Source organism: Streptomyces longispororuber (genome assembly GCF_014656095.1).
GTDB lineage: Bacteria > Actinomycetota > Actinomycetes > Streptomycetales > Streptomycetaceae > Streptomyces > Streptomyces longispororuber.
Map to the genome: position 1 here is coordinate 1 of NZ_BNBT01000039.1, position 15,867 is coordinate 15,867.

The window sequence follows — 15,867 nt, forward strand, 5'->3', positions numbered from 1 at the left end:
GGCGGCACGTACGGCGGCCGCCGTACGTGCCGCCGCCGGTCCCGCGTTCACCGCACCGGTGTCCGCGGGCCCCAACTGCTCCTGTGTCCCGGCTGCCCCGATGTCTCGGATGTCCCCGTGTCCCGGCTGTCCCCGTGTCTCCGCTGTTCCCATGTCTCCGCTGTCCCCGTGTCCCAGCCGTCCCCGTGCCCCGGTTCAGGCCCGCCACCGTCGCCGCTGTGCGCGGCAAGAAGCCGAGGGGGCGGCGGTGCGGGCCCGCAGCCGCTTCAGGTGACGCGCCACGCGGACGGCCAGGCCCGCGCGACTGCCGCGCACACGGCTACCGCACCCGGTACACCTGGCCCGTCTGCGCCCCCTCGACCGCGCGGACGTACGCCGTCGCCACGCGTGCCGCCGGTACGGGTTCCATGCCCACGAAGAACGGCCCGTAGGCGGGCAGGGACTCCTCGGCCACCGTGGGGCTCACGGCGTTGATACGCCGCGGCGGGAGCTCGATCGCGGCGGCCCGTACGAAGGCCTCGACCGCGCCGTTGGCGGCGGAGGCGGCGGCCCCCGCCACGATCGGCTCCTCCGTGAGGACGCCGCTGACCAGCGTGAACGAGCCGGTCGCGGACACGTGCCGGGCGCCTTGGCGGACCAGTTCCAGTTGGCTGAGGGCCTTGCCGCGCAGCGTCGCCGCGACGTCGTCGGCGGTCAGCTCGGCCAGCGGCTTGAACACGGCGTCGCCCGCCGCGACGGCCACCGCGTCCAGCGGGCCCACGCGCTCGTACATCTCCGCCACGGCCGCCGGATCGGTGACGTCGCAGACCACGTCGCCGCTCGTGCGCCCCACACCGAGCACGTCGTGGCCGCGCTCCGCGAGCGCCTCGCGCACCGCGGAGCCCAGCGTGCCGCCCGCGCCGACCAGAAGAATCCTCACACCGCACCATCCGTGTCCTGGGAAGAAGGCCTCCCTCCGCCGGGACATCGAACGTCGGACGCCGGCCCGGGAAGGGGAAGTCCGGGCGCTCCGACCGCCCGGCACACCCGACGCTACGGAGCCCGACCCGCTCCCGGAAATGCCTTCTGGGCAGCCACTATGCTTCCCAGGCATGGATGTGGAGCTGCGTCACCTCAGGACCCTGGCCGCCATCGCCGAGGAGGGCACGGTCACCGCCGCGGCGGCCCGCCTGCACATGACGCAGCCCGCCGTGTCCCGCACCCTCGCCCAACTGGAGGCGCGCGTGGGAGTGCGGCTCGTCGACCGCTCCTCCCGGCACCTGGACCTCACCAAGGCCGGGGAGACGCTCCTCGGGCACGGGCGCGCCATCCTCGCCCACCTCGACGCGGCACTCGCCGACACCCGGGCCCACGACCGGCCGCTGCGGCTCGGCTACACCTGCGCCGTCCTCGGGCGGCAGACCGTGCCGCTGCTGCGCTCGTGGCGGCGGAGCCGGCCGCACGTGCCGCTCGACGTCGTCCGGCAGGACAACCCCACCGCGGGCCTGGCCACCGGCGCCACCGACGTGGCCGTCCTGCGCACCGCCCCCGCCGACCCGCGCATCCGCACCGAGGCCCTCTACACCGAGGACCGGGTCGCCGCCCTGCCCGACGACCACCCCCTCGCCGACCGCGACCGGGTCCGGCTGGCCGAGCTCACCTCCGGCCCGCCCCTCCCGCTGGCCCTGTGGCCCGACACCGGCACCGCCTCGGTGGACCTGTGGCCCCCGGAGCGGCGCCCGGACCGCACGGTGGACGTACGCAACGTCGACGAGTGGCTGAACCTCATCGCCATGGGGGGCGCCTTCGGCGTCGGCGCCGCGGGCACGGCCGAGAGCCACGGCCACCCGGGGGTGCGCTTCGTCCCGGTCGAGGACGCCCCCGCCGCCACCGTCCACCTCGCCCGCCCGGTCCACCCCACGCACCCCCGGACGGAGGAGTTCCTCGCCGCCGTACGGGAGGTGGTCAGTACCCACGGCTGATGCCGCGCCCCGGATCCACCGCCGCTCCTCGGGCCCGCCGTACGGAGCCCCGCGCCCTGCGGAAAGTCCGTGCGGGCCTTGCCCCGTCCCGGGTATGAAGGGGCCTGGAGGCGCGGAAGGCGTCTGGTGAAAGGGGGAGCGGCATGAGTGACGTGGGGCTGTTGGCGGTCGCCTTCTTCCTGCCGGGTCTGGCGGTGTTCGGCGGTGTGGTCTGGCTCATCGTCCGGTGGGCGAGGAGGAACGGCTGGCGGGGCGGACACGGCCCCGGGCCCGGCGGCGGGCCGGGCGGCGCGGGCTTCTGACGGGGGAGTGCGCCGTTCCGGCGAGGGCGCCGCGCCTCAGCCGTGGTCGGGGGGCGGCGTCGGCCGGACGGCGAGGACGGCGATGTCGTCGTCGCTGTCGGCGCCGAGCCCGATGAGCAGCTCGTCGCAGAACACGTTGAGGGGTTCGCGGGCCAGGGCCGAGGTGTAACCGCGGAGCCGCTCCATCGCGTCGTCCAGGGACTCGCCGCGCCGTTCGATGAGCCCGTCCGTGTACAGCAGCACCGTGGCGTGCGCGGGGATCGCGTCCGTCGCCCTGGGCCGCGGCATGTCGGGGTCCATGCCGAGGAGCAGCCCCGAGCCGCCGTCCAGGTAGCGGGTGCGGCCGTCCTCGGTGGTCAGCAGCGGCGGCAGGTGCCCGGCGGAGGAGTGCACCAGCTCCCACGGCCCGGCGGCGCCGCCCTTGAGCAGGCCGTAGATGCAGGTGGCGGTGGCCTCCCGGTACAGGGTGTGGTTCGCCGTGTCGAGGCGGCGCAGCACCGTGTCCGGGGGCTCCTGGCGGTCCACGGCGATACCGCGCAGCATGCTGCGCAACTGGCTCATGGCGACGGCCGCGTCGAGGTTGTGCCCCGTGACGTCGCCGATGACCAGAGCCATGTCCCCGTTGGGCACGACGAAGGCGTCGTACCAGTCCCCGCCGACCTGGGCGGTCGTCGAGGAGGCGGCGTAACGGGCGGCCAGCTCCAGGGGCTCGACCCGCGGCAGCACGGGCAGCAGCGAGCGCTGGAGCCGCTCGGCGATGTTCCGGGTCTCCTGGTACAGCCGGGCGTTGTCCACGCCCAGGGCGAGCCCGCGGCACAGGTCGTCGACGAGGGGCAGGTCCTCCTCCGTGAAGGGCTGCTCGTCGCCGCCGCGGGCCACCGTCAGGGCGCCGATGATCTGTCGGCGCGCCCGCAGCGGGGCGACGACCGCGCTGTGCGCGCCCAGGTGTCCGAACAGGTCGAGGTAGTGCGCGTCCAGGGGGCTCGCCGACTGGCTCGGTGGCGGGGGCTCGGTGAGCAGCAGGGGCCCGGCGCCGCGCAGCGCCCGGGCCAGCGGTCCCCGGGCGGCCTCGGTCACGGGCGGGAGGCTGCCCTCGTAGTCCCGCGGGCACAGCCCCTGCGGGGTGCGGTGGACGACGCAGATCCGCTCCACCTCGGCGTCCTCCGTGAACAGGTCCACGGCGCACCAGTCGGCCAGGCGCTCGGTCAGGATCCGGCCCGCGCGCCGCAGGCCCTCGTCCGGGTCGGGGGTGTTGCTCAGCGCGGCACCGGTGTCGGCGAGCAGGGAGAGCCGCTCCAGGGCCGAAAGCCCCGCGTGGCCCCGGCCCGTCCTGGGCGCCCCTTCCAGGGCATCTGCCGACGTGGCGTCCGGGGCGGGTTCCGACGCGCCGTCCACGGTGTGCTCCAGGGCATCCGCCGACGCGTCGTACGGGGTGGTCTCCACGTCGCCTTCGCCCGTCAGGACAGCCGGGGAGGTGCTGCCCGGCACCTGCGGCGCCGCCGGCCGGCTGCGGGCGGCGGGGCGGGCCGAGGCGAGGGGCGCGGCGGCCCGGGGGGCGAGCTGCGCCACGAAGACGGTGCGGCCGTCGGCCGTCTCCTGGGTCTGGATGAACAGCCGTACGGGGACCAGCCTGCCGTCGTGGTGCAGCGCCGGGAGCGGCACCGAGCGGCCCAGGATGTGCGGCTGTCCGCTCAGCAGCAGGGCGCCGAAGGCCTCCAGGTGCCGTGTGCGCAGGTGCTCCGGGACGATGGTGGTGAGCGGCCGCCCGACGAGGTCGTCCACCTGCCAGCCGAGCAGGTCCGCCGCCGGGCCGTTCGCCGCGATGATGAGGTTCCGCTCGTCGGCGGCGATGGTCGGGACCCTGCTGGACCGCACCTGCCCGGCCTCCCACGGCACCAGCTCGTACGGGCTCGCGCTCGGCTCGCGGGGCACCACGGTCCACGCGGTGGCGTGCCCTCCGGCGAGCTGTCCGACGATCTGGTCGAACAGCCACTCGTGGAAGACCCGGTTGCGGGGGAGCGCCGGCAGGGTCAGGAGGCGCTCGTCGCGGGCCGCTTCCTCGACGCGGTGCAGGACGCGGCGCAGCGTCTCCACCGCTGCCCCGGCGTCCTTGGGCAGCCGCAGGAGGAGGGACGGGATCTCCTTCCCGGCGGGTTCCCGGCCCAGCGCGGTCGTCACGCTCGCGCTGATCACGTTGCTCATGTCGTGGGCGGTGGCGAGGTCCTCCGGCGGCACGCCGACGTCACACCCGGCCGCGAGGGCCAGGGCCGCCTCGCGCAGCAACGTGTGACGGTGCTGCTGGGACGCGGCGTACAGCGCGCCCGGCATGTCGATCAGCGTCACCTGTTCGGCGGAACCGGAACCGGAGCCAGAGCCAGAGCCGGAGCCAGGATCGGAGCCGGAGGCGGAGCCAGGATCGGAGCCGGAGCCGGAGCCGAAGTCGGATTCGGCGCCGTCGGCGGGCTCGGCGGGGCCCCAGCCGCCCGGCTGCCCCCGCGTCCCGTCGGACCACAGCTCGAACCAGACCGTCTTGCCGTCCGCACCCGTTTCGACGCCGTGCCGGGACGCGAGGCGCTCGACCAGGGGCAGTCCCTGTCCCGTACCGGCGTACGCGGGACACTTCTGCGGCAGCAGCCGCCGGTCCGGCCGCCGGTCCCCCACGCAGACGCGCGGCGTGCCGCCGTCGACGCAGGCGGACACCTCGACGTCCGTGCGGGCGTGCAGCACGGCGTTCGTCACCAGCTCGCTGACCAGGAGCTGAGCGGTGTCCACCAGGTCCGGTGCGACATCCACGAGAGCGGCCCGCACGAACCGTCGAGCCTGCGCCACGCTCTCCGGCCCCAGGGGGAACCGCCGCGACGACGCCCCTGGGACATTGAGGTCGCCCATGCCCTCAGTGTGCCGCAGGACCCCTGACCGCGCGGCCAGAGCCCGCTCCGGTGCGGCGGACGGTCACACACCGTAGCCCCGGCCCAAGAAGGCACAGCCGGGGCCCTGGATCGGTGCTGCCGCTCAGCGGGCCAGTGCCGCCGCTCAGCGATCAGGTCCCGCCGCTCAGCGGGTCAGCGGCACCCTGATCTGCTTCAGCCACGCACGGCGGGCGAAGTCGCGGGCCTTGATGACGACCGAGTCGTGGTGCACCTCCACCTGGAGGCCCTGGTTGAAGGAGCCCGCGACGGCCACCTCGCCGCCCTTGCCGTCGTCGCGGTACCCCGTCTGGATGGCGCCGGTGTTCACCACGGTGAACCCGTCGAGGTTGGCGGTGCCGGGCACCACGCGGCGCACCACCCAGTCGGACAGGTCGAGGTCCCAGTGGGTGTGGCCGGAGAAGAGGAACACGTCGGGGTGGCGGCCGAGGAGCTCCAGGAGGCGGTCGGCCTGGAGGTAGTCGCTCGCGTAGAGCTTGTTGCGGGTGCCGGAGACGGTGTTGGGCAGGGGGTGGTGGGTGATCACCATGACCGGCCTGCGGCGGCGCGACCAGTGCCACAGCCGGTCCTCCAGCCACGTGAACTGCGCGTCGCTGAGCCAGACCTCGTCCCACAGCTTGGGGTCGTGGTAGTGCATGTACCGCTCGGTGCCGAGCGAGAGGACCGGGATTCCGCCGAAGGAGGTCTCCGCGTGCACCGCGCCGCGCCCGGCGAACCGGTAGAAGCTGCGGAACAGGGAGTCCTCGGTGGTGCCGTTCGGCCAGGTGTCCTGCGCCAGCGTGTCGGGGTCGCGCCACTTCGGCACGTAGAACTCGTGGTTGCCGATCGCCCAGGCCACGTCGCGGGGGTGTGAGTGGCGCCGGAGTTCGGCGCTGACCTGCGCGTACTCGGCGTCGTAACCGCGCGGCGTGATGTCGCCCGCCACGGCGAGGCCGGCGCTGCGCGGGTTGACCGCGGCCATGTCGTCCAGGGCCAGGCCGAAGTCCCGCAGGTCGCCCTGGATGTCGCTGACGACGTTGAACCGTACGACGCCGCGGTCGCGCCCCCGCTCGGCGTGCGCGGCGGCGGGGGAGGCGTGGGCCTGCGGGGCGACGGCGGTGGTCGCCAGGGCGCCGCCGCTCGCGGCGAGGAGGGTTCTGCGGTCCATGCGTGACTCCGTGGTGGTGAGGTGCGGTGTGTGCCCCGGTGAACCTCACGGGAGCCGGTGCCGTCCTCACCACGCGCGCCGGGCCAGTACGTGGAGCATGCATGAACATCTGGCGAGCGTCCGGTCCTGCGCCCCTGGGCAAGGTCGGTGCACGGAGCGGCAAGTAACGGCGCGGGGCCCGGCTTAGCGTGGCGGAGTTCGCTGACAGACATGTGGAAACGAGGTACCGGCGCATGCCGTTCATCACCGTGGGACACGAGAACTCCACCCCCGTCGACCTGTACTACGAGGACCACGGGACGGGGCAGCCGGTCGTCCTGATCCACGGCTTCCCGCTCGACGGCCACTCCTGGGAACGGCAGTCCGCCGCACTGCTCGACGCCGGTCACCGGGTCATCACCTACGACCGCCGCGGGTTCGGGCAGTCGAGCCGGCCGACGACCGGGTACGACTACGACACCTTCGCGGCCGACCTGAACATCGTCATGGAGACCCTCGACCTGCGGGACGCCGTCCTCGTCGGGTTCTCCATGGGCACCGGCGAGGTCGCCCGGTACGTGGCCGCGTACGGCTCCGCCCGCGTCGCCAAGGTCGCGTTCCTGGCCTCGCTGGAGCCCTGCCTGCTCAAGAGCGACGACAACCCCGACGGGGTGGCCCCGAAGGAGTTCTTCGACGGCGTCGTCGCCGCGGTCAAGGCGGACCGCTACGCGTACTACACGAGCTTCTTCCAGGACTTCTACAACCTGGACGAGAACCTCGGCACGCGGATCAGCGAGGAGGCGGTCCGCAACAGTTGGCACGTCGCCGCGGGCGGCGGGTCCTTCGCGGCGTCCGCCGCACCCGCGACCTGGTACACCGACTTCCGGGCCGACATCCCCGCCATCGACGTGCCGGCCCTGATCCTGCACGGCACGCGCGACCGGATCCTGCCTGCCGAGGGCACCGCGCGGCCGTTCCACAAGGCGCTGCCGTCCGCGGAGTACGTCGAGATCGAGGGCGCCCCGCACGGCCTGCTGTGGACGCACGCCGAGGAGGTCAACGTGGCCCTCCTCGCCTTCCTGAGCAAGTGAACCCGGCCCTCCTCGCTTCCCGAGCGAGTGAACCCGGCCCTCCTCGCATTCTGAGCGAGTGAACCCCGGGCGGGGCCCCGGCCCCGTGACCCGCTGACCGCTGCCTGGACGCTGCGGCGGGCCCCGGTGCGGCGCCGCAGCGCGCGCCCGCCGAGGACTCCCGGCGCGTACTCCCGCCGTGCACGCCCCACCGAGCACGCCCTCGGTGCACCGAGGCGCCGCGTCCGCCCCCGGCAGCCCGGCGCGACCGGAACCCGCTCGATCCGCCGACGCGGGGGCGGTCCCCGCGGAACGCGCCGGTTCGACACCCGCCCCGGAACCCTTCCCTCGGGTTCCGGGGCGGGTTCGTGGCCGTGCCGGTCCTCGGCAGCCGTGCCACCGCCCCAGCCGGGGCGCCCGACGCCGAAACGGGCCTCGCCGGAGGCGTGGCGCCGTGAATGAGCCGCCCCTCTCCCGGCCATTTCCGCACAGGTCACCGGCGCCTGCCGCAATTCCGCGTCATCTGCCGCGTGCGGCGACATTCGCCCTCACCGGCGCGGCCGGTCCGCGGAGAGCACGGCGGGCGTTGCGTGGTGAATTTTCTTTCTTGTACCGAGGGTAATCAGCCACTCGGAACGCCGTTCGGAGCGTGACGATGGCGCAAAGGAGCGAGTGTTTCCAGCCCCGGGCACCGGGGCCGGACTCCTGTCACGGTCGCCCCGGAACCTTCCTGGAGCCGCTGCCGACACGCTGGTCAGAGCCTCATCCGTGCCGTGCGCCCCCTCTCCGCCAGCGACCCCGTGAAGACCGGGCAAGGTGCTTCTATAACTCGGGTAAGTACCCTTGACAGGGGCGTCCCCGGTTGTAAGGTCACTTGAGGTCCGGACCTCTTTGCCCGTGCTCGTATCCCGTGCGGGGAAAGTTAAGGAAGCGTCAATTCCACGCCTGCTCACGCACGTATTCCCGGTGATTTCCGCAATGCCTGAACGCGAAAGGCCCCGGACGCGCCGGCGATGTGCGAGCGGGGCGACCGGCGCGCGCGTGCCCTGCCGCGCGCCGCCCGAAGGAGACGATCGCGATGGACCGTCATGTCTCGATTGTGGGGATCGGCTGCGCGCTGCCTGGCGCCGTGGCCGACGTGGAGGACGTCCGCGGCGCGTTCCTGCACGGGCGCGACTGCATCGGCCCCATCCCCGAGGAGCGCTGGGGCGCCGACGCCTTCTACGACCCCGACCCGCTGCGGCCCGGCAGGACCTACGTCCGCCACGGCGGATTCGTCGACGACATCGACGCCTTCGACGCCGCCTTCTTCGGGATCTCCGACACCGAGGCCGCGCGCATGGACCCGCAGCAGCGGCTGCTCCTGCAGACCGTGTGGCACGCCCTGGAGAACGCCGGGCAGAACCCGGACGAACTGCGCGGCACCAGCACCGGTGTGTTCCTCGCCTCGATGAACACTAACAACTACGCCATGCTGAAGAACACCCTCCAGGGCCCCGAGGGCATCACGCCCTACGACGCGATGGGCGACGCCATCAGCATCTCCGCGGGCCGCGTCGCCCACTTCCTGGGCGTCGAGGGCCCCTGCCTCGCGGTCGACACGGCCTGCTCGGGCGCCCTGGTGGCCCTGCACCTGGCCCGGCAGAGCATCCTGGCGGGCGAGTGCGACGCCGCGATCGTCGCCGGCGTCAACGTCATGCTGAACCCGGGCATCCACATCGCCTTCTCCAAGGTGGGCCTGCTCTCCAGGAACGGCCAGTGCCGCGCGTTCGACGCGGCGGCCGACGGCTACGTACGCAGCGAGGGCTGCGTGGCGGCGCTGCTGCGCCGCGAGTCCCTCGCCGTGGAGCGGGGGGACCCGGTCTACGCCACGGTCGTGGGCACCGCCGTCAACCACGACGGCCGCACCCAGGCGCTGACCGCACCCAACGGCCGCAACCAGGAACAGGTCATCCACCGCGCCCTGGCGGGCGTCGGCATCGACACCGCCGACGCCGGCTACGTGGAGGCCCACGGCACCGGCACCCCGGTCGGCGACCCCATCGAGATGAGCGCCATCGTCAACGCCTACGGACACGGCCGCCCCGCGGACCGCCCCCTGTACGTGGGCTCCGCCAAGAGCAACTTCGGGCACATCGAGGCGGGCGCCGGACTGCTCGGCGTGGTGCGGGCCGCGCTCTCGCTGCAGCACGAGGTGATCTTCCCCAGCATCCACGTGGACCGGCTCAACCCGAAGATCGACCTGCGTGGGGCACCCGTACGCCTGCCGTCCGCACCGGTGCCCTGGCCGCGCGGCGACACCCCCCGCTACGCGGGCGTCAACTCCTTCGGCTACAGCGGCACCAACGCCCACGCCATCCTGCGCGAGGCCCCCGCCCCGCGCCCACGGGAGCGGGCCGCGCCGCGGCGGGCGCCCGAACTGCTCGCCCTGTCCGCCAAGTCCGCCGAGAGCCTGGAGGAGCTCGCCGACCGCTGGGCGGAGTTCCTGGACCGCGCCGACGTCGACCTCGGTGCCGCCGCCCGCACCGCCGCCGTCGGGCGTGCCACCCTGCGCCACCGGCTGACGGTGACCGCCGCCGACAGCGCCGAGGCCGCCACGGCGCTGCGCCGCCGGCGCTCGGGACGCGCCCCCGTCACCGTCTCCGAGGGCCGCGCCCGCAGGAATCCCCGGGTGGCCTTCGTCTTCACCGGGCAGGGCGCCCAGTACCCGGGCATGGGCCGGGAGCTGTACGCCGCCGAGCCGGTCTTCGCCGCCGCGCTCGACCGGTGCGCCGAGGTCATGGACGCGGACCTCGGCCTTCCGCTGCACGAGGTCCTCTTCGACGAGCAGGTCTCGACCACGGCCCTCACCCACACCCAGTACGTCCAACCAGCCGTCTTCGCCGTGGAGTTCGCCCTCGCCGAGCTGCTCAAGGACTGGGGCGTCGAGCCGTCCGTCGTCATCGGGCACAGCATCGGCGAACTCGTCGCCGCCTGCGCCGGAGGCATGCTCGCCTTCGAGGAGGCGGCCCGGTTCGCCGTGCGGCGCGGCCGCGCCATGGGCTCCCTGCCGCCCGGCGGGAAGATGCTGGCGATCGCCGTCGAGGCCGCGGTGGTGGAGGCCTGGCTCGCCGGACGCGAGGACGCCGTCTCCCTCGCCGCCGTCAACGGACCGCGCAGCGTCGTCGTCTCGGGGGCGGCCGCCGCGGTCGACGAGATGGCCCGCCGCGCGGACGAGGCCGGGCTCCGCACCACCGAACTGAAGGTCTCGCACGCCTTCCACTCGCCCCTCATGGACCCCGCCCTGGCCGAGCTGGAGCGGGCCGCCGCCGCCCTGCACCCGCGCCCCCCGGCCGTGCCCGTGATCTCCAACGTCACCGGCGCGCCGCTGACCGGCACCGAGGAACCCGCCTACTGGGCGGCGCAGATGCGCAACCCGGTGCGCTTCCACGACGGGATGCGCACCGTCGTGGAGTCGGGCTGCGCCGCCGTCGTCGAGGTGGGCCCGCACGCCGCGCTCATCCCGGCCGTCGCCGCCGCCTTCGGCCAGGCCGACATCGCCCTGGTCCGCACCCTGCTGCGCGACAAGCAGGACGTACGCAACATGCGGACCGCCGCGGGCCTGCTGCACACCACCGGCTGCCCCGTACGGCTGCCGCGCCTGTTCGCCACCGGCGGCCACCGGCGCATCCACGCACCCGAGTACCCCTTCCGGCGCGACCGCCACTGGATCGCGCCCACCGAGGGCGGCTGGGACCTCGGCTCCATGATGCGCGGCCCGCGAAACGAGACCGGCCCGGGCCGCACCTGGCCGACGGAGCTGGCCGCGGCCACGCCCTGGGCGGACCACCGCGTCCTCGGCGCCACCGTCTTCCCGGCCACCGGCTACCTCGAACTGGCCCTGCGCGCCCTCGCCGGGCACACCGCGGGCGCCCCGGACTCCCCGCTCGCCGCGACGGCCGCGCCCGCCGCCCCGGCCACCTGCGAGGACCTCACGTTCGTCCGGCCGCTGCTCCTGAAGCCGAGGCGCCCCACCGTCGCCACCACCGCACTGCGCCCCGCGCCCGGGCGGGACGGCGCCTTCCACGTCACCGTGAGCACGTCCGGCGCCGGGCAGCACCCCGTCGAGCACTGCCGCGGCACCGTCCGGCCGGCCACCGCACCGGCCGACGAGCCCCGCACCCCGCCCGCCGAGCTGCGCGCGCCGCTGGGCGAGGGCCAGACACCCGGCCGCCTGTACGGCATGCTGCGCGAGGCGGGCCTGGAGTACGGCACGAGCTTCTCCACCGTGCGGGAGCTGTGGCCCGGCGACGACGGCACGGGAACGGCGCTCGGCCGGATCCGGGCCACCCCCGACGGGGCGGGCGGGGCCGAGCACGGTCACGCCCTCGCGACGATGCTCGACGGCTGTCTGCACGTCACCGCCGCCGCCCTGTTCACCCTGCCCGCCCGCCTGCTGGAGGGCGCCTACATCCCGGTGACCCTGCGCCGCGCCACCCTGCACCGGGCGCTGCCGGAGCAGGTGTGGAGCCGGGTGAGCGTCCGCACCAACGACCAGGGGACCGCCGCCGTCGCCTCCGCCCGCGTCGTCGACGACGAGGGCCTGCTGCTCGCCGAACTCGACGGCCTGGAACTGCGCCACACCTCCGCCCTGACGGGAGCCGCCGACAGCGGACAGGCACCCGCGCCCGCGCGCCCGTACTCCGGCGAGGCCCGCAAGCTCCTCCTGGAGCGGCTCGGACCGCTCGGACAGCGGGAGCGCGTGGCGGCCATGGGGGCCTGGCTCCTGGACGAGGTGCGCGACACCCTCGGGCAGGCCGCCGACGACCTCGACATCGACGACCTCGACCCGTCGACGGCGCTCCTGGAGATCGGCCTCGACTCCCTCATGATCACCGAGTTGCAGCGGCGGCTGCAGGAGAAGCTCGACTTCCGCTTCGAGGCCATGGAAGCGCTCACCTACCAGAGCCTGGAAGACCTCGCAGGCTACATCCTCGACCGGGCGCTCGGCCCCTGTCTGCCCGAAGCGGCACGGAACGAGACCGAGCAGCAGCCGGAACCGGCGTAAGACCGCGTACCACCCGAAGGGGAGTGTCCCGCGCATGCTAGACGCAGGTTTCGTCCACACCTACATCGACACCCACCTCGAACAGCGCCAGGTCAACAAGATCCAGCACGGATTCCCCTCGCCCCGCTACTGGTCGCGCACCGACGTCCCGGTCGAGGAGATCGCCGAGGACCGGCGGCGCGTCCGCGCGGCGGGCAGGGACTCGTTCGTCAACTTCTACGTCGGGGTGCCGTACTGCATCCAGACCGACCCCGGGAAGTGCGGCTACTGCCTCTTCCCGGTGGAGGAGTTCCAGGGCAACGCGGCCCTGGAGAACTACTTCGGGTACGTCGAACGCGAGGCGGACCTGTACCGCGAGGCCCTCTCCGGAGCCACCCTGGGCGCCGTCTACTTCGGCGGCGGCACCTCCAACCTGTACCGGGAGCCGCTGTACCACCGCCTCATGGACCTGGTGCGCGGCCTCTTCCCGGACATCGCGCCGCAGGCCGACATCACCCTGGAGGGCATCCCGCAGCTCTTCTCCCGGGCCAAGATGCAGGCCATCAAGGACTCGGGGATGAACCGCGTCAGCATGGGCATCCAGCAGGTCGACGAGCGCCTCAACAAGCTCAGCGGCCGCAAGCAGACCACCCGGCACGTGGTCCAGAGCCTGGAGTGGGCCCGCGAGCTGGGGCTCGCCGCCAACGTGGACCTGATCTTCGGCTGGCCCCAGCAGACCGTCGGCACCATGCTCAAGGACCTCCAGACCCTCGTCTCGTGGAACGTGTACGACATCACGCACTACGAGCTGAACGTGGGCGGCCCCACCGACTTCGCCCTCAACCGCTTCCACGAACTGCCCAGCACCCTGGCCAACCTGGAGATGTACCGGGCCTCCCGGGACTTCCTCACCGACCAGGGCTACGAGCAGATCACCGCGTACAACTTCCGCAAACCCGGCGACCCCGCGGGACGCGGCTACGAGGAGGGCGTCAACCGGTTCCTGGACTCCATGGACACCGTCGGCCTCGGCTACGCGGCGGTGTCGTTCTTCGGCAACTCCGCCATCGGCACCGACCGCTCGTGGTCGTTCATCAACCACCTGAGCCTGCCCCGCTACAAGCAGGCCCTGGAGGAGGGCCGTTTCCCCGTGGAGCGGGGCTTCTCCCACGAGGCGGCGGACTGGCGCCTGGCGATGCTCTTCCGCAGCCTGTTCGGCCTGACCGTGAACCGCGCCGACTACCGCGCGGCCTTCGGCACCGACGTGTACGAGGAGTTCGCCACCGTGTGGGACGGCCTCGGCGAGTACGGCTTCGTCGAGGTGAGCGACGAGGAGGTCGGGCTCGTCGGCGACGGCCCCTTCTACACGCCGATGGTGCAGGCCCTGCTCGCCGAGGAGCGCTACCGTGCGCTGCGGGAGCGCGAGACGCGGGCCGCGCAGGCACGGCGGGCCGCGCGCCGGGCCCGGCGGACCGGGACCGACGGGGACGGCGCAGGCACCGAGGAGGTCGTGGCTTCCCCGGGCACCGGGGCCCCCGCGGATACCGAGGCCCCCGCCGACGCCGAGGCCGCCGCCGCGACCCCGGCGCGGGGGTGAGCCGCGATGAGCGAGCACCTGCCCCTGGACGGCAAGCGGCTCGTGGTCACCGGGGGCGCGCGGGGGATCGGCGCGGGTATCGTGCGGCTCGCGCTGCGACAGGGCGCCGAGGTCGTCTTCAGCTACCACCGCAGCGCCGACCGGGCCCGCGAGCTGTGCGCGGAGCTGCGCGCCACCTACCCCAAGCAGCAGTGCACCGCGCTGCCGGCCCAGGTCGCCGACACGGACTCCGCCGCCCGCTTCGCACAGGCCGCGCTGGAGGCCCTCGGCTCGGTCGACGCCCTGGTCAACAACGCGGGCGTCACGCGCGACGGCGTCTTCGCCCGGATGCGCAGGGAGGACTGGGACGAGGCCGTCGAGACCAACCTGGGCAGCATGTTCACCGTCACCAGGCCGCTGGTCATGGCGCTGGTGCGACGCAGGGCGGGAGCGATCGTCAACGTCACCTCGTCGGTGGGCATCCACGGGGCGCCCGGACAGGCCAACTACGCCGCGTCCAAGGCCGGGATCATCGGCTTCAGCAAGGCCCTCGCCAAGGAACTCGCCGAACTCGGCGTACGCGTCAACGCGGTGGCGCCCGGCCTGATCGCCACCGACATGACGGCCGGGATCCCGCCCGAACGCCTGGAGGAGATCAAGAAGCGCATCCCGGGCCGGCGGCTCGGCGGCGTCGAGGACGTCGCCCACCTCGTCTGCTTCCTGGCCTCGGACCGGGCGCGCTACATCACCGGCCAGGTGATCGAGGTGTCCGGGGGCCTGGTCCACTGACCGGGCCCCCGGGCCCCGCCGGAGAGCGGTGGCGCAGCCGCACCAGCCCCTCCTGCACCGCCGATGCGACCAGGTCGCCGCCGCGGGTGAAGACCTGCGCCCGCGCCAGGGCACGGCCGCCGTACGCGACGGGTGTGTCCTGGTCGAGCAGGAGCCAGTCGTCGGCGCGGAACGGCCGGTGGAACCACTGGGCGTGGTCCAGGCTGCGCGGGCTCGCCGTGCCGTCGGCCCACGACAGGCCGTGCCGCAGGGCGACCGTGTCCAGGAGGATGTCCGAGATGTACGTGAGGAGCGCGGCGTGCACCAGTGGCGGCAGATCCCCGGGCAGGGCGCCGTTCGTGCGCAGCCACAGCGGGTTGGTCCCGGTGCGCAGCGCGGGGTCCCGCTGCGCCTCGACGCTCAACGGCCCCGCGTAGCGCAGGTCGAAGGGCATGCCGAGCGGCAGCACGGGTTCCCCCAGGGCACGGGCGAGGCGCTCCTCGTACGTGGGCAGCGCCTCGGGCACGGCGGTCGCGGGCATGGGGTCCTGATGGTCCAGGCCCGGCTCGGCGCGGTGGAACGACGCGGACAGCGTGAAGAGCACGGCGTCGCGCTGGCGCGCGGTCACCTGCCGCAGGCTCACCGCCCGCCCGTCGCGCACCTCGTGCACGTCGAACAGCAGCGGTACCCCGGCGTCGGGGTCGCCGGGCCGGACGAAGTAGGCGTGCAGGGAGTGCACCGGCCGGTCCTCGGCGACGGTCCGGCCCGCGGCCAGCAGGGCCTGCGCCGCCACCTGCCCGCCGTAGAGGTGCCGCGACCACGAGGTGGGCCCGCGCGGACGGAACGTACGGGCGTCGATGCGGTCGGGGGTGAGGACGTCGAGCAGGTCCTCGAGGGCGGTGCCGTGGTCGGTGGTCACTCCAGCCTGCCTCTCCGCCCGTCCCTCCGGCCCGGCTCCGCGGTGCGGCGCGGGGGACGGGCCCGCACCGCGGGACACCGCGTGAGGGCGCTCGCGGGGCATCGTGTGACGGGGCCCGGACGCCCGCCGCCTGACACTGATGAATGTGACCATCGGGCGTGGCACAGTCAAGGTGCCCTCCCGTCGCCCGCC

Annotated in this window: 10 protein-coding genes; 6 read left to right on the forward strand and 4 right to left on the reverse strand. The window is 73.9% G+C overall.

Annotated features, from left to right (window positions below; translation table 11 throughout):
* Positions 1–319: 319 nt before the first annotated feature.
* A complete protein-coding gene (locus tag IE330_RS15085; protein WP_190136505.1) occupies positions 320–919 on the reverse strand; it encodes a short chain dehydrogenase in 600 nt (199 codons plus the stop codon).
* A gap of 172 nt (positions 920–1,091) precedes the next feature.
* On the opposite strand from IE330_RS15085, the gene IE330_RS15090 reads away from it, so the two are divergent.
* The gene (locus tag IE330_RS15090; protein ID WP_190136506.1) at positions 1,092–1,961 is read left to right on the forward strand and encodes a LysR family transcriptional regulator; all 870 of its coding nucleotides are present in this window, start codon (positions 1,092–1,094) and stop codon (positions 1,959–1,961) included.
* Positions 1,962–2,104: 143 nt separating this feature from the next.
* Positions 2,105–2,263, forward strand: coding sequence for a hypothetical protein (locus IE330_RS15095; RefSeq protein ID WP_190136507.1), 159 nt, complete (start codon positions 2,105–2,107; stop codon positions 2,261–2,263).
* Between the two features lie 36 nt (positions 2,264–2,299).
* Here the strand turns inward: IE330_RS15095 and IE330_RS15100 are convergent, their stop codons facing one another.
* Together IE330_RS15100 and IE330_RS15105 are read right to left on the reverse strand one after the other, a co-directional pair.
* Complete coding sequence (locus IE330_RS15100) at positions 2,300–5,152, reverse strand: SpoIIE family protein phosphatase (RefSeq protein WP_190136508.1); 2,853 nt, start codon at positions 5,150–5,152, stop codon at positions 2,300–2,302.
* Between the two features lie 165 nt (positions 5,153–5,317).
* Positions 5,318–6,337 (reverse strand): metallophosphoesterase family protein, encoded by a 1,020-nt coding sequence (locus IE330_RS15105; RefSeq protein WP_190136509.1) that lies wholly within the window; start codon positions 6,335–6,337, stop codon positions 5,318–5,320.
* Between the two features lie 233 nt (positions 6,338–6,570).
* Here IE330_RS15105 and IE330_RS15110 point away from each other — a divergent pair, with 233 nt between their 5' ends.
* The 4 genes from IE330_RS15110 (at position 6,571) to fabG (ending at position 14,777) form a co-directional block, all read left to right on the forward strand.
* Positions 6,571–7,407: an alpha/beta fold hydrolase gene (locus IE330_RS15110; RefSeq protein ID WP_190136510.1), complete on the forward strand. Its 837-nt coding sequence runs from the start codon at positions 6,571–6,573 to the stop codon at positions 7,405–7,407.
* A 1,057-nt stretch (positions 7,408–8,464) separates the two neighbouring features.
* The gene (locus IE330_RS15115) at positions 8,465–12,433 is read left to right on the forward strand and encodes a type I polyketide synthase (RefSeq protein WP_190136511.1); all 3,969 of its coding nucleotides are present in this window, start codon (positions 8,465–8,467) and stop codon (positions 12,431–12,433) included.
* Between the two features lie 34 nt (positions 12,434–12,467).
* Positions 12,468–14,009: a coproporphyrinogen-III oxidase family protein gene (locus IE330_RS15120; protein ID WP_190136512.1), complete on the forward strand. Its 1,542-nt coding sequence runs from the start codon at positions 12,468–12,470 to the stop codon at positions 14,007–14,009.
* Between the two features lie 6 nt (positions 14,010–14,015).
* Entirely contained in the window at positions 14,016–14,777 is a 762-nt protein-coding gene (gene fabG / locus IE330_RS15125; RefSeq protein WP_229925654.1) for a 3-oxoacyl-ACP reductase FabG, read from the forward strand.
* On the opposite strand, the gene IE330_RS15130 is transcribed toward fabG, so the two are convergent.
* Positions 14,734–15,675 carry an acyl-CoA thioesterase gene (locus IE330_RS15130; protein ID WP_229925655.1) on the reverse strand — a complete coding sequence of 314 codons (942 nt, stop codon included), beginning with the start codon at positions 15,673–15,675 and terminating at the stop codon, positions 14,734–14,736. The genes fabG and IE330_RS15130 overlap by 44 nt on opposite strands.
* Positions 15,676–15,867 lie beyond the last annotated feature (192 nt).